Annotated in this window: 20 protein-coding genes; 15 read left to right on the top strand and 5 right to left on the bottom strand. The window is 33.7% G+C overall.

Annotated features, from left to right (window positions below; translation table 11 throughout):
* Positions 1–402 (bottom strand): hypothetical protein, encoded by a 402-nt coding sequence (locus tag QGM71_RS12345; protein WP_327607861.1) that lies wholly within the window; start codon positions 400–402, stop codon positions 1–3.
* Between the two features lie 177 nt (positions 403–579).
* On the opposite strand from QGM71_RS12345, the gene QGM71_RS12340 reads away from it, so the two are divergent.
* The 7 genes from QGM71_RS12340 (at position 580) to QGM71_RS12310 (ending at position 11264) form a co-directional block, all read left to right on the top strand.
* Positions 580–903, top strand: a complete 324-nt coding sequence (locus QGM71_RS12340; RefSeq protein WP_327607860.1) for a YolD-like family protein — start codon at positions 580–582, stop codon at positions 901–903.
* Positions 904–1498: 595 nt separating this feature from the next.
* A complete protein-coding gene (locus QGM71_RS12335; RefSeq protein WP_327607859.1) occupies positions 1499–1963 on the top strand; it encodes a hypothetical protein in 465 nt (154 codons plus the stop codon).
* Positions 1964–1987: 24 nt separating this feature from the next.
* Positions 1988–2383, top strand: a complete 396-nt coding sequence (locus tag QGM71_RS12330) for a hypothetical protein (RefSeq protein WP_327607858.1) — start codon at positions 1988–1990, stop codon at positions 2381–2383.
* A complete protein-coding gene (locus QGM71_RS12325; RefSeq protein ID WP_327607857.1) occupies positions 2376–4370 on the top strand; it encodes a DEAD/DEAH box helicase family protein in 1995 nt (664 codons plus the stop codon). The genes QGM71_RS12330 and QGM71_RS12325 overlap by 8 nt, the downstream gene beginning before the upstream one ends.
* Positions 4371–4894: 524 nt before the next feature.
* Positions 4895–6907 (top strand): type I restriction-modification system subunit M, encoded by a 2013-nt coding sequence (locus QGM71_RS12320; RefSeq protein WP_327607856.1) that lies wholly within the window; start codon positions 4895–4897, stop codon positions 6905–6907.
* Positions 6907–8235: a restriction endonuclease subunit S gene (locus QGM71_RS12315; RefSeq protein ID WP_327607855.1), complete on the top strand. Its 1329-nt coding sequence runs from the start codon at positions 6907–6909 to the stop codon at positions 8233–8235. Before QGM71_RS12320 ends, QGM71_RS12315 begins: the two co-directional genes overlap by 1 nt.
* A gap of 32 nt (positions 8236–8267) precedes the next feature.
* Positions 8268–11264 (top strand): type I restriction endonuclease subunit R, encoded by a 2997-nt coding sequence (locus tag QGM71_RS12310; RefSeq protein WP_327607854.1) that lies wholly within the window; start codon positions 8268–8270, stop codon positions 11262–11264.
* Between the two features lie 89 nt (positions 11265–11353).
* Here the strand turns inward: QGM71_RS12310 and QGM71_RS12305 are convergent, their stop codons facing one another.
* Both QGM71_RS12305 and QGM71_RS12300 read right to left on the bottom strand, forming a co-directional pair.
* Positions 11354–11638 (bottom strand): hypothetical protein, encoded by a 285-nt coding sequence (locus QGM71_RS12305; protein ID WP_327607853.1) that lies wholly within the window; start codon positions 11636–11638, stop codon positions 11354–11356.
* On the bottom strand, positions 11631–12602 hold the full coding sequence (locus tag QGM71_RS12300; RefSeq protein ID WP_327607852.1) for a ParM/StbA family protein: 972 nt from the start codon (positions 12600–12602) through the stop codon (positions 11631–11633). The genes QGM71_RS12305 and QGM71_RS12300 overlap by 8 nt, the downstream gene beginning before the upstream one ends.
* 497 nt (positions 12603–13099) lie before the next feature.
* Here QGM71_RS12300 and QGM71_RS12295 point away from each other — a divergent pair, with 497 nt between their 5' ends.
* The 3 genes from QGM71_RS12295 to QGM71_RS12285 all read left to right on the top strand — a co-directional run bounded on the left by QGM71_RS12295 (position 13100) and on the right by QGM71_RS12285 (position 15357).
* Positions 13100–13519, top strand: a complete 420-nt coding sequence (locus QGM71_RS12295) for a hypothetical protein (protein ID WP_327607851.1) — start codon at positions 13100–13102, stop codon at positions 13517–13519.
* A gap of 155 nt (positions 13520–13674) precedes the next feature.
* Positions 13675–14106, top strand: coding sequence for a hypothetical protein (locus QGM71_RS12290; RefSeq protein ID WP_327607850.1), 432 nt, complete (start codon positions 13675–13677; stop codon positions 14104–14106).
* A 189-nt stretch (positions 14107–14295) separates the two neighbouring features.
* Positions 14296–15357, top strand: coding sequence for a four helix bundle protein (locus tag QGM71_RS12285; RefSeq protein ID WP_327607849.1), 1062 nt, complete (start codon positions 14296–14298; stop codon positions 15355–15357).
* A 73-nt stretch (positions 15358–15430) separates the two neighbouring features.
* On the opposite strand, the gene QGM71_RS12280 is transcribed toward QGM71_RS12285, so the two are convergent.
* Entirely contained in the window at positions 15431–16000 is a 570-nt protein-coding gene (locus QGM71_RS12280; RefSeq protein WP_327607848.1) for a hypothetical protein, read from the bottom strand.
* A 772-nt stretch (positions 16001–16772) separates the two neighbouring features.
* On the opposite strand from QGM71_RS12280, the gene QGM71_RS12275 reads away from it, so the two are divergent.
* Entirely contained in the window at positions 16773–17663 is an 891-nt protein-coding gene (locus tag QGM71_RS12275; protein WP_327607847.1) for a DUF4238 domain-containing protein, read from the top strand.
* Positions 17664–18170: 507 nt separating this feature from the next.
* Here QGM71_RS12275 and QGM71_RS12270 read toward each other — a convergent pair.
* Positions 18171–20027 (bottom strand): AAA family ATPase, encoded by a 1857-nt coding sequence (locus QGM71_RS12270; RefSeq protein WP_327607846.1) that lies wholly within the window; start codon positions 20025–20027, stop codon positions 18171–18173.
* A gap of 437 nt (positions 20028–20464) precedes the next feature.
* On the opposite strand from QGM71_RS12270, the gene QGM71_RS12265 reads away from it, so the two are divergent.
* From QGM71_RS12265 to QGM71_RS12250, 4 genes are all read left to right on the top strand, one after another.
* Positions 20465–20824, top strand: coding sequence for a hypothetical protein (locus tag QGM71_RS12265; RefSeq protein WP_327607845.1), 360 nt, complete (start codon positions 20465–20467; stop codon positions 20822–20824).
* Between the two features lie 24 nt (positions 20825–20848).
* Entirely contained in the window at positions 20849–22201 is a 1353-nt protein-coding gene (locus QGM71_RS12260) for an HIRAN domain-containing protein (RefSeq protein ID WP_327607844.1), read from the top strand.
* Between the two features lie 146 nt (positions 22202–22347).
* On the top strand, positions 22348–22917 hold the full coding sequence (locus QGM71_RS12255) for a site-specific integrase (RefSeq protein ID WP_327607843.1): 570 nt from the start codon (positions 22348–22350) through the stop codon (positions 22915–22917).
* Positions 22918–23041: 124 nt separating this feature from the next.
* Positions 23042–23839, top strand: a complete 798-nt coding sequence (locus QGM71_RS12250) for a TnsA endonuclease N-terminal domain-containing protein (protein ID WP_327607842.1) — start codon at positions 23042–23044, stop codon at positions 23837–23839.
* The last annotated feature ends 1 nt before the right edge of the window (position 23840 follow it).

Here is a 23840-nt window from a genome sequence, read left to right as displayed (position 1 = left end):
TTAAGAAGTGACTAGTAATCTTTGATGTTTATTCGTCATGGAATTAATTAAAAATGTAGAGTTTTGCTCAAGTAATTCAAATTTTGATTCAGATAATAAATGATTATGAGCGATCTTGTTTCTTAATGGGTATAATTCTTGGAGTTTAACAAAGAAGTCAGATGGTAGATTCTTAAAAGCATCGGGGTAATTTCGGAAGTATGTTGCATAATCGCTGAATAGAAGATCTCCAAAGGACTTTTTAGGCGGACGTTTTAGAACGATTCTTGGTGCACGATGAAACCAATGGATCCCGTAGCATTCTTCCATTTTATCTCTTATGTAGATTCGCATACAGTTTTCCACTTCAAATAAGATTCCGTATGCGGTCTGCATCATCTTTATATCTTTTTCTGCAATCAAGTAAATACACCTCTTTTATATAAGTTATTAATTATTCAGTTATTATAATAAACGATTTATTTTATTCTGACAATGTAAAGGTGAAATGTACTTGTCTGGTTTCAGTCTTTTTGTTAATATAGGAACGTGAGTTCTGTATTTTGTGTGAATAATTTTATAATAAAGGCGGAGAATGTAATGGTAAATGATAGAGGTAATATTAAATGGACAGCAATGATGATGCCGGAGCACATTAATCTACTAAATCAAATGTGGGAAGAAAAGGAATACAAGGAAAAACCGTTACTAGATGAGCAACATATGTATGAAATAAATATGAAGCTGCATTTAGCAATTTCAAACAACTTAAATGTATTTATTGAATATTATAAAGACCATGATTTTCATGAGATAAATGGTAAATTAAAAATGATCGATTCAACTCAAAAGTATTTACAACTGGACGATGAAAATCCTACAGAGATATTGATGGAGAATATACTAGATGTACACATAGATTAATGGGTCTATGTGTTTTTTTATTAGAAAAAATAAGAATTGTTTATTTGGCTTTATAGAGAAGGTTAGGAAGCACCGGTAGTTAAAACAAAGAAGTTGTGCTTAAATCTCCGAGGTAGAGGTCATTTTGGTTAAAAATAAACCTAAACATGGTTGTATATTTCTGAATTCCCCTTAGAAATTCAAAGCCCACTTATATCAAAGAGTGAAAGAAGTTGTGCTTGAATTTCCTAGTTAACGAGTCTTTGTTGTCGTTTTTAAATAAAATATTTATACATACAATAACCTTCATAATCCAATCTAAGTTAAACTCCTTTTTAATAATAAATATCTCTAAGTTCTTTTAAAGGCAACCTTATAAACGTTTTGCTGTTTAAGGAAAAAAATAACCAAGGGCGAAAGAAATGGTTAAGATACTATTAAATAAGTTATTGTTCGCCCTGCATTTTATGTGGAGGTTTATAGGGTTTGCAAAAGGTATGCTCCGTATCACTTTTTCTTTCTATTACATAGAACATCCTCGAACATATAGTAGAATATTAATCTATAAGTAATTGCTATAATATGAATAACAACATAAGAAAGGAAAGAAGCTGTTATGAAGAAAAAGGAAACGGAGTCTGGTAACTTAATTACTCCATATACTCGGGGGTTTAGTTCAAAAGAAGATGCGATAGAAAATATCGAGTTAATTCAGTCTCACTTGGACCAAGTCAATGTCAAAAATAATGAACATAATAGACTGGATGATACTTCATTTAGCTATATGTTAAGTAATGGATATCCAATGGCTATGGGTTCATGGAAAAACTCCGAGAGGACACGTAATAAGATTAAAAATTACCGAACGAATATTTATTGGTATAACTTGAATGACTTATCTTCAACCCCACCTAAAATTCTCCCGAAAGTAATATCTTCCATCATGAATGGCCCCTTTCGTTTTATTCAAGAATCCTACTCAAGTGGCGATAAACTAGCTGAAAAAAGGTATCATTTGTATTTACCCGTTATTGAGCTAGAAAATGTTGATTTTGAGGTTCAACAATTAATATATGAATGAGTGAGAGATGACCTAGAGATAAAGTTGGGAATCCAACTAGACAGTAGCACTTACCTTCATAAAGACATTTTGCCATCAACGAATAATGTGAAGTTGATTAAAGATGCTCCAATCTGTGATTTACAACCATATCTGAATAAATATAGACGTATAGAAAAGATTGTTAAAAAGAAGAGTGGCAAGGTAGATAAGAAAGAAATGGTCCAGCAAGTAGTAGAAGAAGATTTTAAAAGTAAGAGCATTATCTCAACGGTTAATTTCAATGAGTTATTGAAAGCCTTTAAGGCTGAAAACTTTTCGATATCAATATCCTACAAAGAAAGGGAGTATTTGTATATGGCTCTAAACAATATAGAAGAAGATGGTCAAATTACAGAACAACAAAAATATGATTTAGCGGAGGTGCTTTATAATGGGTAAAACAAAGCAAGACATTAACGAATACAAAGGATACCATGACGTAACAGCAGGATCATTAATTCATATCCTGCGACAACACGGAATAGACACGAGCAATGTCTTTACTTTTTCTGAGAAAAGCGATTTACAACCTGACATTACCCTGAACATTACAGGTAAGATATTTGACAATAAAGACGTTTATTTGGAGTTAAAAAGAATTCTTACTTCACCAACAAGTCGAGGGAAAAGGATTTTGCTAGTTTCAGATACTGGAACCGGAAAAAGTTTCGGATTAATTAAAATGATTCATGAACTCAATGAGAAAGTTGTGACTGCTAAGTCTTCTGATAGTTTTTCTAATCAGTTTGCTGCTGCTTATGCGTGTCCTAGAAGAGCTTTAATCAACAACTTAAAAGGTAACTTTGAAAGCGATGGTAACTCCACCATGCTAACTGGCTCTGATGGATATAGCTCATTGGAGAGGGATATTATCTTTAAACAAGCCCCAAGTTTTATCACCACTATTGATCACGCCCCACGTATTCTTGAATCCAAATTAAATGAGAAAAGAAGAAAAAGAAAAGAGTATAAAGATAATGAGTTTCAGGGCTTGTTGATAACAGACGAAATTCATGTCCTTTCCACTGATGCTTCCTTCAAGTTGGACACAATAAGAGATTACTTCATTTCAGAAAGGTCCTTTTTGGATATGGGAGGCGTTTCTCTTTTTGTTACAGCAACACCGGAAAATCTCTTTTTTAGTGAGTATGATTTAATCATCCAAATAAACCAAGAAGACCATGAGAAACCTTTCAAGGAAGCAGGTTATTCAATTCTAAGTAATTCAACTAAAGAATTAAAATCCCTATTTCTTAGAATGATTCGCTTCGCAGTTGAAACCAATAAAGATAGACAACTTCTTGTCTTTATAGAAGACACTAGTTGGATTGAGGATTATTGTCAGGAACTCCAACAGCAAAATATTAATGCGATTGGTATTATGGCAAAAAAGGAAAGTGAGCGTCAAGAGGAAGAAATCACCATTATCGACAAAGGAAATGTTTCAGGAGATATTCAAGTAATCCTCAGTACTACTGTGCTTTCTTCAGGCGTTTCAATAACCAATAATCAGGAAAAAGCCGAAACATGGGTACTTTGTTCTCATAATTCCATGAATCACGAGTTAACTCGACTTATTCAAATGTCACACCGTTTTAGGAATAAATATAATGCCTTTAAAATCTTTTTCCAAAAAGCAGATGCTCCTAAACAAAGAAAAGCATTTCTGTACCAAACTTTTTTGAAAGAGGAGATAAAAAAAGCAGTAAACTCTAAAGAACTCATTAAGAAGGTTAGAAAAAAACCAACTGATTTCATGATAACGCTAGACAGTATGGAGAAGCAATCAGGACTTTTCTCAGATGATAATGGGAATCTACATGTATTAACACCAATGATCCAGAGCAACCTCATCCGTAACAAGACGTATTACAATTATAAGAATCAAGATGTGCTAATTCGGGAATTAGAGCAACGATTCCAATGTGAGTTCAAAAACTTAGATGAGAATATGGATGATAATGAAGAGGAGGATGAGGAAGAAGCGAATGCTGGACGAATTGGGTTATCTAATCTGTCTTCAAAGGAAATTATCAAGATGATAATTGAGGACAAGAGCATGTATGAACGGTTAAAAAAAGAATACATTAGATATGGACTGAGTGGAAAAAATGGGCTGATTGGGAAACTTGAAAAAAATGCCAAAAATGACTTCATGTATTTTATTGAACATGGCGTTGACTACGAAATAGTAAAACAGGTTATGAAATGTCACTTAAAAGCTGGAAAAGATGGAAAGTGTTCCTATCTCGAACATAAAGTAGCCTCTCAAGAGGTGGAAAAAATAAAAAAAGCAAAGGACGCATCTATTCAAGTTACGATGTACCAGGAAGTGTGTAATCGGCTGGAGCTGGCAAAAGACAAAGGGGGAAAAGATTATATTTAGTAGCAAAGCTGAGATGGACGGTTATTTGGATAGTATCCTGTTGAGACTTGTACAGTGGTATGGCTTTGAGTCAGAAGATAGTACCATTAAGGGGAGGTACATAAGAGAGCTACTAAATTATGAATGCGGGAAATCAAATGGGAATAGAAAATACACTGTTGTCGGTTTTATGGATGAGAAGGGTTTGAAGGGAAGATACGGAATAGATAGACTAGTGTAGTTGTACAAAGGGAAAGTTGCATGTTGCGACTTTCCTTTATTTATTGCAACCTTAAAACTATATCCCATGAAGAAGTAAGTTCTTAGATAAGGCGAAAGTTGTAACTTAGGCATAGAATACATAATAATTTTTCGCTCTTTTTAAGTGTGTTTATATTGATTTCGAAATAGAAAAAAGATGATAAGTTTATAACGCCTTAGTTTATCTTTATACTTATTCAGTCTTATCTTTTTGTCTATAGTTTGATACTATTAAGTAATAGGTTAGGAATATCGAACCATATTGGAATAAAGGGGAATAAACCATGATTAACTTTCAAGAAAAGGTAAGTTTTATATGGTCAATAGCGGAATTACTACGTGGACCATACAAACCAGAAGATTACGGAAAAGTAGTTCTTCCAATGGCTGTTTTACGTCGTTTTGACTGTGTTCTTGCAGATACTAAAGAAGATGTGCTTTCAGAATATGAGGAATTCAAACACCTCCCGGAAGAATCCCGTGATGAAATACTGAGTCGAAAAGCAGGGGATAAGCGATTCAGTAATATTAGCAAGTATGATTTCAGTAAACTGCTAGGTGACTCGGATAACATTGCTGACAACCTTCGAGACTATATAAACGGTTATTCGAGAAGTGCTAGGGATATTATTGAATACTTTGAATTTGATAAACAAATAGAGAAAATGGAACGTAATGATTTACTTTATCTTGTTGTTAAGCGTTTCAGTGAAGTTGATTTGCATCCAGATGTCGTATCCAACGTCGAGATGGGTTACATATTTGAAGAACTAATTCGCCGCTTCTCTGAACATGCCGAGGCTGGTGATCACTACACTCCAAGAGAAGTTGTTCGTTTGATGGTTAATTTACTGTTCCTAAATGACGAGGATATCTTGACAAAACAAGGTATCACACAGACTTTATATGATAGCTGTGCAGGAACTGGTGGGATGGGATCTGTTGCACAGGAGTATCTGAAGGAACTAAACCCGACTGCAGATCTTGAATTCTTTGCTCAAGAAATTAATGAAGAGTCGTATGCTATTTGTAAAGCAGATATATTAATCAAAGGTGAAGAAGCAAGAAATATTCGGTTTGGCAATACGTTGTCTAATGACGCATTTGCAGGGAAACACTTCGACTATCTCATTTCTAACCCACCCTATGGCGTTGAATGGAAACCGGCTGAAAAAGTAGTGAAGGCAGAACATGATAATATGGGCATGGATGGCCGTTTTGGAGCAGGATTACCACGTATTAGTGACGGTCAATTGTTATTTTTGCAGCATTTAGTCTCTAAGATGAAACCTGTTACGGAAGAAAACCCTAAAGGTTCTCGAATAGCTATTATCATGAATGGGTCTCCGCTATTTACTGGAGACGCAGGCTCTGGTGAAAGTGAAATTCGCCGTTACTTAATTGGAAATGACCTTGTTGAAGGGATTGTTGCAATGCCAGATCAACTTTTCTACAACACAGGAATTTCAACATATATCTGGATTTTAACGAATAATAAAAGTCCAAAGAGAAAAGGCAAAATCCAGCTTGTGAATGCTGTAGACTTCTTCAAGAAGATGCGAAAAAGCCTTGGTAACAAACGCCATGAACTATTGGATGAACACATAAATGAGATTGTACGATTATATGGTGATTTTGAAAATGGAGAACATGTTAAAATCTTTAATAATGAATACTTTGGGTACCAAAAAATTACAGTTGAACGTCCATTGCGATTAAACTTCCAAATTAATGAAGAACGTATTAAGGAGTTATACAATCAAAAGGCATTTGAAAATCTCACTAAGTCTCGTAAGAAAGGGGAAGCGGGCAAAGAGGAGATAGCGTTAGGTAAGCAACTGCAAAAGGATATTGAATCTGCTTTGTTTTCTATTCAAGATGATGTTTTGTATAAAAATCGAGAAGCATTTACGAAAAAGTTAAAAGCCATATTCAAGGAAAAGGATATCATGGTTAGTGCGGCATTGTTAAAAGCCATTTTAAATGCGTTGTCGGAGAAAGACGATACAGCGGATATTGTTACCGACAGCAAAGGTAAACCAGAAGCAGATCCCGATTTAAGGGACACTGAAAGTGTACCTTTGAAAGAAGATATACACGTCTATTTTGATCGAGAAGTAAAACCTCATGTTCCAGATGCCTGGATTGATGAAACAAAGACGAAAATTGGCTATGAAATTCCATTCACAAGGAACTTTTACAAATACACTGTGTTAAGAAGTTCTCATAAAATTATGGAAGAGATTAAAGAGATGGAAGAAAGTATTATGGAGAAATTAAAGAAGGTGATGGGGTGATGGAAGAGCTAAAGAGATATCCTGAGTATAAAGAAAGTGGTATAGAGTGGATAGGTGAGATTCCCCGAGGTTGGACAAGTGGGGGGGTAACTAAATACCTTTCTTCATTAGTTGATTATAGAGGAAAGACTCCCGAAAAGGTTGATGAGGGCGTTTTCTTAGTGACTGCAAAAAATATTAAAAATGGTCAAATTGACTATTCTGTATCTCAAGAATATGTAAGGAAGGAAGAATACCAAGAAATAATGAGAAGAGGCATTCCATTAATTGGAGATGTTTTATTTACAACAGAGGCACCTTTAGGTGAGGTAGCAAATGTTAACAAAACTCACATTGCTCTTGCTCAAAGAGTAATTAAATTCCGTGCAAAGGAAGATGTACTATATAATTATTATTTAAAATACTGGATGATGTCACATGGTTTCCAATCAAATTTGCAAACATTTGCAACTGGTTCAACGGCTGCAGGGATTAAAGCTAGTAAATTATCTAAGCTAGTTGTATTATTACCACCATATGACGAACAAAAGAAAATAACTAACTTCCTAGATGAAAAAACATTCGAAATCGAGTCCCTTATCTCTGAAAAGGAAAAGCTAATCGAATTGTTTGAGGAAAAGCGTCAGGCTATTATTACCGAAGCTGTTACAAAAGGTTTAAATACTGATGTGAAGATGAAAGATTCGGGAGTAGAATGGATTGGGGAGATACCGGAGCATTGGGAAGTTGGAAAACTAAAATATCTGTCAAACGAAAAAATGCAGTACGGAGCAAATGAATCAGCAGAATTAGATGACGAAAATCTTCCACGTTATATCAGAATTACAGACATAGATAAACGAGGCATTTTAAAGGATGAAACGTTCAAGTCATTACCGTGGGAGAAAGCTAGAAATTATATTTTGTCTAAAAATGATATTTTGTTCGCTAGAAGTGGAGCAACTGTAGGTAAAACCTATATTCATGATAAAGAATTTGATGCTTGTTACGCTGGTTATCTAATAAGATATAAACCAAATGATAATAAAATAGCACCAAAGTTTGTCTATTATTTTACTCAAAGTGGGCTCTATAACAATTGGGTTATTAGCAACACAATACAAGCAACTATTCAAAATGTAAGTGCGGAAAAATACGCTAATTTGAGCATACCTGTTCCCACTTTAAAAGAACAAAAAGAAATTATCAATTATATCAGTGAACAAGAAAAATCAATAAGAAGATTACAAGATTTAATAAAGATCCAAATTCAAAAACTCAATGAATATCGCCAATCCCTTATCCATGAAGCGGTAACAGGCAAAATAGATGTACGAGATTACGTTTAATTACCAATTTAGATGAAAGGAGGAAGGACAACATGGCCATTGACCCAACAGAAAAAGCCTTTGAAGAAAATATTGAACATAGCTTGATTCAAGCTGGATATATCCAAAGGCCAATTACAGGTCAAGCATTGGAAAAGTTCAAAACACATGCGATTGATACAGAAATTTTATTTCAATTCTTGGAGAGCACTCAGCCGAAATCGCTAGAACGATTGCAAAAGGCATATAAAGAGCAATACAAAGTAAAAATCATTGATCGTCTTCAAAAAGAGCTGGATAAGCGAGGTATGATTGATTGTTTGCGACATGGTATTAAAGACTACGGTGAAACGTTAAAGCTAGCTTTCAATAAACCGCCAAGCACAATGAACCAACTACTCTTGGATCGCTATGAAAAGAATATATTCACCGTTAGTAGACAGGTTTATTACAGTAGCAAAAATAACAATAGTATTGATATGATGATTTCCTTGAATGGATTACCCATTGCTGTGATGGAATTAAAAAACCAATTGACCAATCAAACAGTAGAACATTCAATGAGCCAATTTAAAACCGACAGAAGTCCCGAGGAAATCCTTTTCCAGTTCAAAAAAAGAACCATTGTCTATTTTGCTGTGGATACAGATGAAGTCTATATGGCAACCCAATTAAATAAAGACAAAACGTTCTTTTTGCCTTTCAATAAAGGAAATGAAGGGGGAAAAGGGAATCCAGTCGGAGATGGAGATTACAGAACCTCTTACTTATGGAAGGATATTCTTCAAAAGGATAGTTTACTAGACATTCTTTTCCGATTCGTTTATCTAGAAAAAGAAGATGTACAGGATAGCACGGGGGAGATTATAGATAAGAAGGAAACAGTCATTTTTCCACGTTATCACCAATTGGATGTTGTGCGTAAAATCGAAGCGGATGTAAAAGAAAAAGATGTTGGCAATAATTATTTGGTTCAGCATAGTGCTGGAAGTGGAAAAACAAACAGTATTTCTTGGCTCTCCCATCGCCTGGCTAAGTTGCATGATAATGAAAATAACCCGACATTTAGTAGCATTATCGTTATTACGGACAGGCGTGTGTTAGATAAACAGTTGCAGGATGCTATCTTTCAGTTGGAACATAAAGCTGGTATGGTAGAGAAGATTGATAAAGACTCCAATCAATTGGCAGAAGCGATTATAAATGGGACACGAATCATTATTACTACTCTGCAGAAATTCCCGTTCATTATGGAAAAGGTAGGGGAGTTTTCAAGAGGGAAATACGGTATCATTATTGATGAGGCACACTCTTCTCAGGGTGGTAAATCTGCTGCTGCAATGACGAATATTTTGTCTGATAAATCACTTGAAGACGCTTTTGAAGAAGAACGAGTAATGGAAGAAAATATGCAGGACATGGAAGAACGGATTGTTGAAACGATTGTAAAAAGTGGTAAGCAGGATAACATTTCCTTTTTTGCATTTACTGCTACACCAAAACCAAAAACAATTGAACGGTTTGGAACCTCAGACTCGGACGGTATTCCACATGCCTTTCATGTCTATTCGATGCGGCAAGCAATTGAAGAAGGATTTATTTTGGATGTATTGAAAAACTATACAACGTATAAAACTTTTTACAAAGTTGCCAAAAGCATTGACGATGATCCAGAAGTGTCAAGCGGTAAAGCATCCAAGCAAATTGCACGATTTGTTTCACTTCATCCACACAATATTGCCCAAAAAACAGAAATTATCATTGAACATTACCGACAAGTCACCAGACATAAAATAGGTGGTCGGGCAAAAGCTATGGTTGTTACAAGTAGTAGGCTTCATGCTGTTAGGTATAAACAAGCATTCGACAAGTATATAAAAGCAAAGGAATATCATGATTTAAAGACACTCGTTGCGTTTTCAGGCACCGTGAATGACAAGGGTGTTCCTTATACTGAAGTAGAAATGAACCAATTCGGGGAGAAGGAACTACCGGAAAAGTTCCATACGGATGAATATCAAGTGTTGCTTGTTGCTGAGAAATATCAAACTGGGTTTGATGAGCCACTCTTACACACCATGTATGTTGATAAGCCGTTAGATGGCATCAAAGCTGTTCAAACGCTATCTCGCCTGAATCGTACTTGTAAGGGGAAAAACGATACATTTGTGCTTGATTTCGTTAATGAAGCAGAAGATATCCAAAAGGCATTTCAACCTTATTATGAGGTGACTGGTCTGGAAGATGTTACAGATCCAAATATCCTATATGATTTGCAGAATGAATTGAATGCGGCCCAAGTGTATACGGAAGAAGAAATAGATGATTTGTGCAAACTGGAGTTTGACGGGAAAAAGAAAACAGCTAGAACTCAGGAAAAATTAAATGCGATTTTAGATTATGCGGTGAATCGGTTTAATAAAGAACTAACAAAAGAGCAAAAGGATGACTTCAAAGGAGCGGCAACCAAGTTTATTAGAACCTATTCATTTGTGTTGCAAATAGGTCCATTTGCTGATGTGGATCTTCATAAACTATTTGTATATTTGAACTATCTATTAAAAAAACTACCAAGAGTTGGTTCAGATGAAGTGTATCTGGCAGATGATGTTGCTCTAGAGTTTTATCGTAATGAGAAAGTATTTGAAGGAAGTATATCCCTTAATATAGAAGGGGAAACGAAATTAAAACCAACTTCATATGGAAAAGGGGCTTCCCCTGAAGAAGAGAAAGAAAGGCTTTCGTCCATAATTGATAGGTTAAACGAACGTTTTGGAACAGAATTTACAGAAACAGACAAGTTAAGTAGAGATCAGATTATAGAAGATATGATTAATGATGATGAACTGGCCCAAAAAGCACAGAATAACACAAGAGAAAACTTTAAGTTCTCCTACGAGAAATCATTCCTTGATTATGTAATTTCACGTATGTCACAGAATGAAAAGTTCTTCATGAAGATGCTAGAAAACGGTGAATTCAGGACGTTTATTATGGAAGATATGTTCAACGATGTTTATGATAGTTTGAATAATCGCCCCGTTTCTTAACAAGAGAGTCCCTGTTATTTAAAAAGCCTTAAATAGAGCTTCACCCATGTAAAAAGGACCAAAAAAGGTCCTTTTTGTTGTGATAACTATTAGAAGAGGTCCATGATAATATCCTTGTCTGCTTCGTCAATAAGACTATTTACTTTAGTAGCACCTTGGTCATTCACTAAATATCCCTCTTCAGTGATCCTCTTCATTACATACGTATAGATTTGTTCAAGTTCAGTATTTTCTTGACTGTCCATATCCTTTCGAATCAACTCCCTAATGTAGGCACTCAAACTTATGCCATTATGATTGAGCTTTTTCTCCATAAACTGGCTTAATTCCCAGTCCTTTGAAGGGATGCTAATGGTAAACCTAGTATTAGCCATTCTTTATCTCCAGGATTTTAAGGAATGATAGACAGTTGGAGTACTGAGGATTATCCATGATGAGTGCATGTGGGAATTCCTGTTTGATGTACCTTCTAAGTGTAATTGCACCACCACCAACAAAATGAATGTCGTTCATGTTAAAGGTGTATCCACGGGACTTAGCGAATTGAATGATTTGTTGAAGGTGCTCTAACTTCATTTCCTCTATCATTACCTTGCTATCTTCATAGATTTCTCCTCTACTAGCAAAGTAACCATTTCGTAGAACTTGTTCCAAATCATCTGATGAAACAGTCATTCCGTAACGTTCGCTGATTGCCTTTCCTATTTTCCCTTTTAAGACATTCATACCCAAGTCTGAAACAACCATGGTATTAATTAGAGGTTGAATTCCTTTGAAGGTACAGAACGTGGTGTTTAATCCTCCTAAGTCAATAATGATTGTATTTTTATTTTTGTATTCTTCTGACTTAGCATAAATCTCTCCCATTCCTTCGAAGGCTAAGGTGACATTTGACAATTCGACGGAAAACGCCTTTTCATTGACCATTAAGTGAATAGTATGTCCACGTTTTTCTATCATCTGTTTAAAGTTTTCCTTTTGGATAGAATCTTTGTAGGTTGTAATAGGGACATTAACAGCTAAACGAATATCTACATTAGTAGGGACTTTTGCTTTTTGGAGAAGTTGAGTTATGGCTGTGTAAATAGCTAATTGGTGAATTCGAGAGGCTTTGTTTAAGGAGAAGTCAGAATAGTCTTCACTGACCATATCTCCTAAGAGGTACTCATTTCCGTAGAATTCTACATGATAAGAATCTGGTTGAATTTCTACGCCTAATCTTGATACTTGTTGCATTTTGGTGCGAAAAGTTGTCGTATAGGTCTTCCCCTTGTACCGTCCTATAGCTTTAGTGTTATATTTACCGCAATCAACGGCTACCAAAAATGTTTCTCTCAATCTAAACCACTTCCTTTTCTTTAATAGTTTTAACATCTTTATACTATGCAGTTCTTTAATAAATATAAGAAAAATCATATAAATTATGTTCGAGTTAATATGATATTTTCATAAGTTTCATATCTAGGATCTTTCATTACTCTGATCATATTTAAGAAATTCAAATAGGTAAAACTGGTGTTCAGACATAGTTGAACAATTAAAATTATATAATTTGGTAGCAAGATAATAGAATGAATTTATCAACTGAAGGAAAGGAGTAGAACTAGAAAGAAGGGGGTAATGCAGTATCTCTTTTGAGATTTATATTGCTTTCTTAAAGTTTTATCTGAAAAACTTTGAATGTGACTTGACAGGCCACCTTTTAATGCCAGTGACTAGATACAATGAAATCATAGAACGAAAGAAAAGATACGAGGGGGAAGAGACATGAATTAGTCAATTGCAAGAGCTGCTCAATTAAATTTACATATACCAACTAAAAAGGAGAAATGAGAATGACACAAACTACATCAGAAATCGTAAATGTTTTAACGAATATTAAAGAGGTATTAAGTAGCGAGCTACTAGACTTAGCCCAAAGAACGACATTCGAACCTATCTACTTAGAGAAAGCTGAAGAAAAATGGATAGTTGATGAGATCAAATACATTCAAGTAAATGATGACTATCTAAAAGGATACCTATTAAATAGTTATGACATTGTGAATTACGATCATGAAACTAAATCATTGTTCGTGAAAAAAGAGGTTTTTCTACTGGAGAATGGAGAGTTATTACTCTTCAACCATATTGAAGATTATTTTGAGGAATCGGATACATGCTTTACCTTTTCAAATCGGGAATTGGCAGCGGATCAAACATTAACCGAAAAGGAATTTGCATCTATAATTGGCATACTAACAGGAAAACTTTAAAAATTCACTTATGCCTTCTATGGAATAAGTTGTGCTACATGATTGGAACGACCTCAAACATGGTCGAACCTTAAAAACGTTTCAGTTAAGTGGAAAGATATTAGAATAGAGATAACGAAGATAAAACAAAAAAATTAGAAGAGGAGAGATATATTATGAATAATAATGTTGTTGAGTACTCTGTGGATAATAAGAACTCCTGGATGCCAGAAAGCATGGATGAATTAATTACTAAAGCATTAGAAACTGTTGAATGTAAACCAATCATTAAATACGGTACTGGAGAAAATCAGGAGTATGATAATAAGGTAGTCTATCTGGATGATAATGGAGAGACCCTAACGGGGTATCTTGCTTATCAAGATGTGATATTTCATGAAAGAGGAGTAGACGGTAATATAGAAGTCTACAAAGATATTTTTATCACATCTGAAGGAGAACATAAGGTTTTCTATACTACTATTGAAAGGACTTATGACAGTTATAGTAAAACAAATCGTTCTAGGATTAATCGTATTTTTCCAGCATTTCAAACCTTATCATTGAATGAAACGGAGGAGTTAATTTGGGATCTTAGTTTGAAATAAATCAAGGGAACGAATAGTGAAAGTGAAATCGCAATAAACCTTCAATGACTCTACAATAGTTCTTCACCAGGAAAATTTAACTTTCAATGTAAATTCTATTCACAATCGCAAAAGGGATAACGGAACTAATTTCCTGTAAGCTAAGGTTCCTTATCCTCTATTTATCAATCATAAAGGAGATGATATAAAATGAATCAAGTAGTAGAACAAATACAAGGTTGGTATCGAAATGAAAGAGAGTTGTCTAATTACAGCATTATGGACGTTGGTGATAAATTAAAGTACCTCGCAGAAAAAGGACTAATTTGGATTCTTAAAGACATGAAAGATAATACTGAATTCGAGAAGATTGTCATTGATTCCTTTTTGAATAAGTATAGAGCAAATCAAGTTTACGATAATCTCAATGCACACTTCGATTTAAAGCCTTCAAACCAAACCCCTCAACCAAATTCCTACGAAATACCTCAAAAAGACTTACACTTTCAGGATAAAAAACAACAGTTTTTAGAGATAAGAGATGTGAAAAAATTCAGTGGTTATCAGAAAGCTAAAGAACTAGAAGAGAAGATTTTCGACCTTTGCAGAAATTTCCCGTCTTACGAATACAATATAGTAGATCAGATAGGACGGAGTGCAAACTCCATCAAAAAAAGTATTGAGATAGCAGAACAAATTTATGTTAGAGAGAAATTTAAAAATTATAGTGATGCTATTGGATCGGCAAAGGAGACCTCTGCATGGCTGGAAATATCGGTGAAACAACAATATATCTCTCAAAATCAATTTGAAGAGTTAGATAATCTAGTTAAACAGGTAGTATCTATCTTAACAAGAACAATGTCCAACATAATAAAGAAAGAGGGAGAAGAGAAGGAGTTACCAAATCCGTATACACCAGATGTGAGAAACTTTACCGCCTATGAGGAAGCCTTGATATTAGTAGAGAAGGTCTATGAAATGACTAGCGTCCAAGAATTCCGGAAGGAAAAGGATATTGTATATAGAATGAGAAAATATGCAACATCATGTGTTGCCAACATTGCAGAAGCTCATCAATTATATATCTTGAAGAAGTTTAGCTTCTTTAATGAGGCTTTGATGGCATTGAGTCGTGTCGATAGCCTATTGCAAACATGCTTGACTAGACAGATTGTGACCGAAAAGGCTATTACAGAGATTAAAAAGTTAATAGTTACAATACGAAAGATACTTTTAAAGACAATGGGAAACATGAGTAAACAAAAATAAAAAGTTTGGTTGATAGGTGTTAAAAGGAAAAAGGACTAGTTTATTAGTCCTTTATCTTATCCTCGGAAGAATATTATTTTTTTAAGGTTCTCTGTGTTTCCTTATATTTTTTTCTAAGTTCGTTTATATCCAATTTCAATCGGAGTTCTTTACCAATAACTTTAACAATCTTCCATGCACCTTCTCTAAAATGGGGATACTCATTCATGTATTTTACAAAAGGAGTTTTCAAAAGTTGCTTTGCATCTCTATCAAAACCGGTCGGTGATACAGATCCGTAAATCCTTTCGGGATTAACTTCGGTTTGCAAATCATATCCTGCATAGGCCGGAGCATTTCTAGATTCATCTAATGTCAGTTGAATGGCGATATCGAAAACCCTATCATCAATTTCTATCCAAGAGTGATCAAAATATTGAGAACCAGTTTTTACTTCTCCGATACAAAGTTGATTTTCAATTTTTTGTTCATTAAGCAAGACATGAAAAATGCTGGAGACCAGATGACATGCCCCAGGATTGGGGTGCTTTTTGTTATAGTCAGAAACTGCAAAGAAAGTCTTAAATATTTTTTCCTTTTGTTCATGTTCGAAAGGAATACTCTCAGCAATTATACGATATGGTTTTGTTTGATTTGTATCCAAAGAATTCTCCCCAATTCACTTTATAATTTTAATTCATCAACTTAATCTTAAACTATATTTAGTCGTTGCTAAAAGATCAGATCTATATGAAGATATTGGAGCCCTTTTTAAATTAATTATAACATTTTGATTTATGGTTTGAAATTATACCAATCTTTTAAATGAAAATGGTGAATACTGCCATCAGAATTTACCACCCTTGACATGTTATTTACCACTAAGTGACAAGAAATTTACCACCCTTTGCCAAATGGTGTACCAACAAAAACATAAATTCTACACGATGCCATAGAGTGAGCCAGCGTGCTTTGATATTGATTTTGCAAAAAAAACCACCACCCTTGACCTTGTTTGTGTCCGTGGTAGTGGTTTTGATGGCGGATGGCGAAAAAAACAGCCTTTAGGGCTCCATCCGCATCAGTAGCGTACCACGAACAATCACTTCTAAGTTCCGCTGGCGGGGCCCCGACCCCTTCCAGTAATCACTAAGAAGTGGCACGGCGGTCAAGGGCAAGCAGCTAAACCTGTGGTTAAGATAGTGAATTACTCTAGTGAGTTGCTGAGTTGGTAAACAGCATGGCATTCGGTGGTAAATTTAATGTCATTCGATGGTAAATAATATGGCAGAGGTGGTGCTTTTCAATGGCAGTAATCAAATGGAGGAGATTTTAAAAAACATATAGGTTCTGCTTTATTAAAAGGTTTATATTATTGGTGATATAATTTAATAAGTTACTGGATTAATATAGTTAATATTGAAGGGGAAGTTTATATGAGTAGTAGTAACATTCCTAAGAAGCAACACTATGTTCCACAGACTTACCTGCAAAAATTCTCAGACGAGGAAAATTATTTACATATATACGATATAAAAACTAACCAATTTCGAAAACAGAGACCACAGAGTACAGGATATGGAAAGCATTTTTATACTATCGAGCATGATGGAATCAAGGATCCATTTATAGAACACTTCTTAGCAAATGAAGTAGATAGTAAATATGTAAATGTGATTAATAAGATTGAAAATAGTAAACTATTTTCAGATGAAGATAGATTAAACTTATCTACCTTCATAGCGTTTCAACATCTAAGAACCCCAGCTCAACGAGAAAATTATAATTCTATGGTTACTAAATTTCACAAAACAAGAGTTCAATTTGAGTTTTTATATAGGAAGAACACAGGAACATTAAAAGACATGGATAATATGTCGAAAGCAGAATTGGCTGAACTTGAAAGAATTGTTGACGAAGGAGAGTATGGTGTAAGTGTCCCAAAGGGTCATAGTCTCAAGTTTATGTTCGATTTTGCAGACAAGATGATCAGTTTTATAAATAATCAAAACTGGGTAATAGTCAAGGCACCTACAAAATCTCGGTTTATAACCAGTGATAATCCATACTGTATGCTAAAAGTTAAAGATGTAGCAGAATGGGAGGGGTATGGTTTAATTAACACAAATAAGTTTTTTCCATTAACTTCTGATTTTCTATTAGTTATTACCGGTAAAGGGAGCAAAGTTATTAATTTTAAATTTAACAGCTCGCAAGTCCGTACACAGAACCTACTAACGATAATGCAAGCTAACAGAAATCTATATTCACCAAACGAGAAGCTACTTAAAAGACTTGTAGAAGATATGCGAAAAAGTAAGGGATAGGATAAAAAATTTTTAATACAAGACTCATCTGAAATTTTGTTTACAAAAACATGGTGAGGAAACAAAAGTTATTAACTAGGACTGTGGTATAACATGAAGAAACAATAAAAAATTCACTTAGATAAAGTGAAATATCAACTCAATTTTTAGATTCAACCAAATCAAGTGGACTTAATTTAAAGGTCTGTTGTTTTTTGAATTCCATAAATCCTAAACAGCCGACGATGGATAGGTGTTACAAAATCATAGTTTATAGAGATAAAAAAATAATGTTTCAAAACATTACACTACTATTTTGAGGATGTTCAATTTCATTAAGGAGAATTTGAATCATATAAGGGATTTCATTAATTACATAATGAAGAAACTAAATTGATAGTGAAAATAAAAAGCTAACCCGAAAAATTTAAGTAATTGAAGAAAATCACAATGGTCGATAAATGAACATTGTGATTTTTATTCTATTTGTCTTTATATCTAATAATATTAAATTAAAAATATCACATTTTATACTTCCAAGAATATATTCTTTCCAATAGGTACATTCAACTTCTTCAATATCTTTTCAAATGCTTCAATAGTTTGTTGCTCAGGTTCTATCTGTCCAGATACAATTTTGTCATAGAATTCTTTTGCAACCAACACTTTATTATCCTTTTTTCTATTTAGTTTGTTATTCAATTTATTAAAATCATTTTCGGATATTAAGTTTTCAATGGTTATTGGGGCTGTTTTCATGTCTTCTAAAGAAGGCTCATTTCCTCCATTTACAAATGTAATATGTTCTTTTAGTGATGGATCAAGTTTTTCAACTAAGACACTATATTCTTTTCTACCTGCATTATCATAATCTAATAAAATTTTATAATCGCATCCCCAACCCATAAGAATAGAAACGATTCTATTAATATTTTCAACACCAGCCACAGGAATTATGTTAGGTGGTTCCTTAACTTGAAAATGGTGCAACATTGCTTTTAAGTACATATAGTCTGTAATGCCTTCAGTGAGAATATTGTCCTTAGAAACTTGGGGTCCTAAGTTGAATTTTAAATCAGATCCGATTGCTTTGAGCAAAGGAGATAAGGTTTCCATTTTGGATTCAGAAGATAACCTTTGGTCATAACAATTGTTAAAAATCACTGTGTTCCCAGTATCATTTTTTTCTACCACTCGAATGTTAAGTATGTTCTCACCATCAATCATGGAAGGAGAATGAGTGGTATAAATTACTTTATGCCCTTTATGTGATAAGTGGTTAAATAAATCCAGTAGCTCTTTTTGGGCATTTACGTGTAAATGAACACCAGGTTCATCAAATAGAAAAATCACAGGAGAATCTCCGAAATCATTAGCTAATATATCTATAAATAGACTCAAGTACCAACGTAATCCATTACTTCTTTCAGTAATTAACATTGTTTTACCATTATTAGTATTAACACGAAACTTTATAGTGTTCCCTTCAAATCGGGGCTTTATTTTAACAGTCTCTTGTGTATAAAAATCATTAAACCTCTCACCAATATTACGTATTATTTTTTCTTCAATTTCATCCCGAATGTTTTGTTTATCTCCTTCGACTTTTTCTTCAAAAGCTCTTATCATCTCTTCTTCATTAATTCCCGCAGCAATTAATAATCGGTAAAAAATATCATTCTTATGTTTAAGAATTTCTTTTACTTTCTCGAAATCATATGAATATTCAAGTTGCAAATCTTGTTCTCGATAAAAAATACGTGGAAGTAAAGAATAATAGCTAGAGAGAATGGAGCTAATTTCATCTAAGGTATTGATTAATTCTTTATGTTTATCATGCGATCTGTTGACTTGCTGTTTTAGTGTGTTAATCACTTGCTTAAAATTTAATAATATTATCGATGATATTTCTTTCAAATTATCTAAAATGTAGGTATGTCGTTTTCGGATTGGTTCATTATTTCCTATATTCCAGATTTTTGTATTTCCTTTAGTTATAACAATTTCTTCTATTCTAGCCAGCAAACTGTTATCCTGAGCTATTATTTCTGATAAACCACCTTTTATAGAAATTGTTGATTCATTCGTGAATAAAAGTTCGGTATTTGTATCTTTTACACTATATTGTTTAATCTCCTTCTCATTGAGCTGCAAATCTAAAACTATTGATATTTTCTCAATTCCACTAGCTGCCCGATTTTTGTTACTGTAATAACTTTTATTAGGTTTACCTAAGTATGGTAGATTTCCAACGGCATCAAGGATGTTACTTTTCCCAGATTCATTTTTTCCTATTATAGCTGTAACAAACTGATTAAGGTATAAAATATTTCTATCATTCCCGAATGATTTATAATTATTAATTGTTAGTTTATTTAGGTTCAAACTTTCCCCCCCCTGTTCCAATTACTATTCTCGCATAATATACAACTAAAACTAATTATAGCATAGACAAAAGGTCAGCATTAAGTATGCTCTTCAGTTACCTTATAAATTTCAAGATATAAAGAGAGTGCTCTTCATTCCATATCATGTTTACAAAATCTAGCGGAGGAAACAAAGGAATGTTGTTAAATCAGCGATCTTATTTGTTTGTTTTGTTAAGTGGTTCATGAATCTTACTTAATCCTAAATTTACACGTATTTTGTAATATTGATTGTGGGCATATTTTCTTTCAGTGATTAAATAAAAATGAGGGGAGAAAGAAACTGAAAAACTATTAATATACAATATAACTATTATTTCATTATGTCTGTAAAACCTTTATAGCAGGAAAATACATATTTTTGACGAATTAAATAAGATAAGGAGGAGATGTATTGTGAGAAAATTTACTACGGTTTCACAATTTATACAAGAATGTTCATATTTAGTAGATCACGGAGCTGCATACTCAGTTGAGGAAGTGGAAAAACATATTGAAGAAAAAGATTTGATTGATTGGTTAGAACAAGAATATCCATTTGGAAGTGAATTAGGATTAGATTTTAGTTTATTTAAAAAACAACATAGAGATTATTTGCATGAACAGTATGATTCTATTTTAGGCGGTTATCAAGGTGATGAACGTAGAAAATGGGGAATAGAAAACAATGGTCTTACACTGTTAATTTCTTGGGGTACAGAAATTCTAAGGGATTTGTATGGAAGAAATAATATGTCAGATTGGGTCGAAGAATAATTACCTATACTTAGGAGGGAAACAATGTACTTTGAATCCAGTCAAGCAGATAAAGACGATTTTGAATTATTTTTATATGACTACATAGGGAAGACTTTAAAAAATGGTACTGTAAAAAGATATGGATTAGCTCATACCTACATATTAGATGAAGAAAAATGTTCGAATTTTGTAGAGGTAATGGAAAAATACAATATCGTAAATTACAAGATTCTTCATGAAGATGAAAAAAATAAAAAAATAAGAGTGTACTATGTTGAACCAGATTTCCTAATTCATGAAGATAGGGAGAGATTTTCTAACGTTTTTAAGGAGTTGTTATGTGTAGGAGTAAGAATAATAACATCAAATGTATATCGAGGGAGTAACGATGAGTTTGATCGAAAAGATAAATCATATATTATATTGGATAAAAAATACGCTGAAGATGCAAGGAATATTGTAAAACATGTTTATGATAAAAGTATAACAGCAAATTACGTCGATGTGAAAAGTGACCAGTATGAAATAGATGGGCTTATTTGGTTTGAATTACCAGAATTAAGTAATCATCCTCTGGGAAGTCTCACTAAAACAGACCATGTCCTTGATATCTTTAGGTTAAGTGAAATTAATTATTGTGTTTATAATAGTAGTGGTGGTAATATTACACTTAATTTTTGGATGGAGAGGCAAGACTCCAGAATCTCACAAGTCAGTTTTAGAAGTGATTTAAAAGCCGTTTTCAAATCATCTTGGGAGGCTAATTTTGCAAGGGTTTTAAATTACTTGGGAGCTAAATGGGAGTATGAAAAAGAACCATTTTTAGTCAAAAATGATTCGATCACTAGGGTATATCATCCTGATTTTTTCTTAGAAGATAACGTTATTGTAGAATTAAAGGGTTTTTGGGATATAGAAAGCATAAAAAGAGTAGAATTATTTAAAGAACAATACAACGAATATAAGTTGTTAATCCTTGATGCGGACATGTATTATACGTTGGATAAATTATATCGTGATGTTATTCCAGAGTGGGAGAATAATATTGTTGCAGTAAAAAAAGAAAAGTTACCTGTAGTTGGAGTGGCAAGACCTGAGAGGAAAGAGTTTGTTAATCAAATTGAAATTGGTGACGAATTACTCTTGAAAAGAGATGCAGAAAATCCATATGACAAAAATGCTATATTGGTTGTTGACAATGGAGGAAATACAATAGGTTTTATAGGGAAAGATTGGGCTTCTATTTATGCTGACAAATTAGACGTGGGAATGCAATATAAAGCAATTGTAACAGAAAAGGAAGCAAAGGTTATAAAGATAGATGTAAAGAGAAATAATCTGCATGAAGATATTTTGTACCATTTTCTGAAATTAATTAAAAAAGAAATAAGTTGAAATTTTATAATTTGAAGAAACTACTTCTTTATAGAATGCTGTAAAATAGCATTCTATTTTTTGATCCATTTTGCCTTGAGGCTCTTGCTGTTTCTTCGTTCACCGATATAATGATGTTAAGTAATGCTAAAAAGGAGGTGGTAATAATGAAGGTTGTTCAACCAATAAGGGATTTAAAACAGCTTGAAGCGGTAAAAGGATATTTACGTGGAAAAAATAAGAGAGATTATTTGCTATTTATGGTCGGAATCTCATCTGCGTTAAGGATAAGTGATATTTTGAAATTGCAAGTGAGTCATGTTTGGGATGGAAAGAAGGAGAAGGAATTTATTGAGATTAATGAAAAGAAAACTAGAAAATATAAGCGTTTCCCCATTACAAAAAATCTAGCAAAAGCTATTAAGGAATACATAAAGGAGTATCCTGATATAAAACAAGATGACTATCTTTTTACCAGTAGAAAGGGGACCAATCAACCTATTTCAAGGCAATATGCTGCAACAGTGTTAAATGAAGCCTGTGATATGGTTGGTGTTAAGGAGAGGTTCTCGACACACGGCATGAGGAAAACCTGGGGATACTGGGCTTTTAAAAAAGGAATCTCTTTGGACTACATTTGTATAGCGTTAAATCATAGCTCCGTTGCTGAAACCAAGCGTTATTTAGGGATATTGCAAGAAGATCTCGACAATCTCTATTTAGAGGTGAACTTATAAAAGTGCTATTACTTAACTTAATATGTATAAACAATAATTGACTATTGATAATCTGTTCAAAAAAAACGAATGGGATTGTCGCTAGTCAATTTTTCTTTTCTACAGAAAATAAGGGGGGATTTAAATGGGAACAAATCATTGGAGCAAAGAAAAACTAGAAAGATATAAAAAAGAAGGGAGAGGAAAGGGAGTTGGAGCTGAATATAAGCCTTGGCAAAATACCTATGAGTTTTCTTCGAAGGGTCGTGCAACCAGATTATACGGCGTTAAAACTGGTCGCATCCATCAACTCCATTCGGACAACCAATACAGGGCTTTTCTGTTATTTGAGTTTAACTCGATGGTTATTGATATTAGAGAATCCTTTCCTCTCCTAGATGTTCAAGAGGTTATTGATGATAAAGAAGATTTACGGTTCGATAAGTTCACGGATAAGGTAACTAAAGAGCCCTATGTTTTGACTACAAATTTCCTGCTGACTGTAAAAGATAACGATGGAGAAGAGATGGATATAGCAAGAACCATAAAAAATACAACAGAACTTAAAAGGAAAATAACCTTTGAAAAGCTGGAGATTGAAAGAAGGTATTGGCAGCAAAAGGGGATTGATTGGAAGGTAATTACTGAGAAACAACTTCCACGACAATTAGCTAAAAATATTGAATGGGTAAGGGAAACATTGTTGGAGGGAAGGGAGGGGAATCTGGATAAAAATGAGCTGTCGATAATAATGCTTAGATTCCTTTTAGATAATGATGAACTTCCTTTGAAAGAGGTCTTAAAAACATTTGATAAGACAGAAGGATTGCAAAAGGGATCGGGTTTGTTCTTATTTCGTTATTTGATAGCAATAAAAGAAATAGGAGTAGATATGACAAAACCAATAGATTTATCTTCAAGAGTCACTGATTTACTACTATAAG

The organism is Virgibacillus tibetensis (assembly GCF_036026595.1).
In the GTDB taxonomy this organism is placed as follows: Bacteria; Bacillota; Bacilli; order Bacillales; family Amphibacillaceae; genus Virgibacillus_P; species Virgibacillus_P tibetensis.
The sequence above is the reverse complement of the archived record's forward strand: the minus strand, read 5'-3'. Positions and strand labels throughout refer to the sequence as shown.

Coding starts and splice junctions, on each gene's coding strand:
- QGM71_RS12325 (WP_327607857.1), top strand. CDS start 2,376: ATGGGTAAAACAAAGCAAGACATTAACGAATACAAAGGATACCATGAC.
- QGM71_RS12305 (WP_327607853.1), bottom strand. CDS start 11,638: ATGGCTAATACTAGGTTTACCATTAGCATCCCTTCAAAGGACTGGGAA.
- QGM71_RS12340 (WP_327607860.1), top strand. CDS start 580: ATGGTAAATGATAGAGGTAATATTAAATGGACAGCAATGATGATGCCG.
- QGM71_RS12275 (WP_327607847.1), top strand. CDS start 16,773: ATGAGTAGTAGTAACATTCCTAAGAAGCAACACTATGTTCCACAGACT.
- QGM71_RS12250 (WP_327607842.1), top strand. CDS start 23,042: ATGGGAACAAATCATTGGAGCAAAGAAAAACTAGAAAGATATAAAAAA.
- QGM71_RS12320 (WP_327607856.1), top strand. CDS start 4,895: ATGATTAACTTTCAAGAAAAGGTAAGTTTTATATGGTCAATAGCGGAA.
- QGM71_RS12255 (WP_327607843.1), top strand. CDS start 22,348: ATGAAGGTTGTTCAACCAATAAGGGATTTAAAACAGCTTGAAGCGGTA.
- QGM71_RS12285 (WP_327607849.1), top strand. CDS start 14,296: ATGAATCAAGTAGTAGAACAAATACAAGGTTGGTATCGAAATGAAAGA.
- QGM71_RS12260 (WP_327607844.1), top strand. CDS start 20,849: ATGTACTTTGAATCCAGTCAAGCAGATAAAGACGATTTTGAATTATTT.
- QGM71_RS12335 (WP_327607859.1), top strand. CDS start 1,499: ATGAAGAAAAAGGAAACGGAGTCTGGTAACTTAATTACTCCATATACT.
- QGM71_RS12295 (WP_327607851.1), top strand. CDS start 13,100: ATGACACAAACTACATCAGAAATCGTAAATGTTTTAACGAATATTAAA.
- QGM71_RS12290 (WP_327607850.1), top strand. CDS start 13,675: ATGAATAATAATGTTGTTGAGTACTCTGTGGATAATAAGAACTCCTGG.
- QGM71_RS12315 (WP_327607855.1), top strand. CDS start 6,907: ATGGAAGAGCTAAAGAGATATCCTGAGTATAAAGAAAGTGGTATAGAG.
- QGM71_RS12310 (WP_327607854.1), top strand. CDS start 8,268: ATGGCCATTGACCCAACAGAAAAAGCCTTTGAAGAAAATATTGAACAT.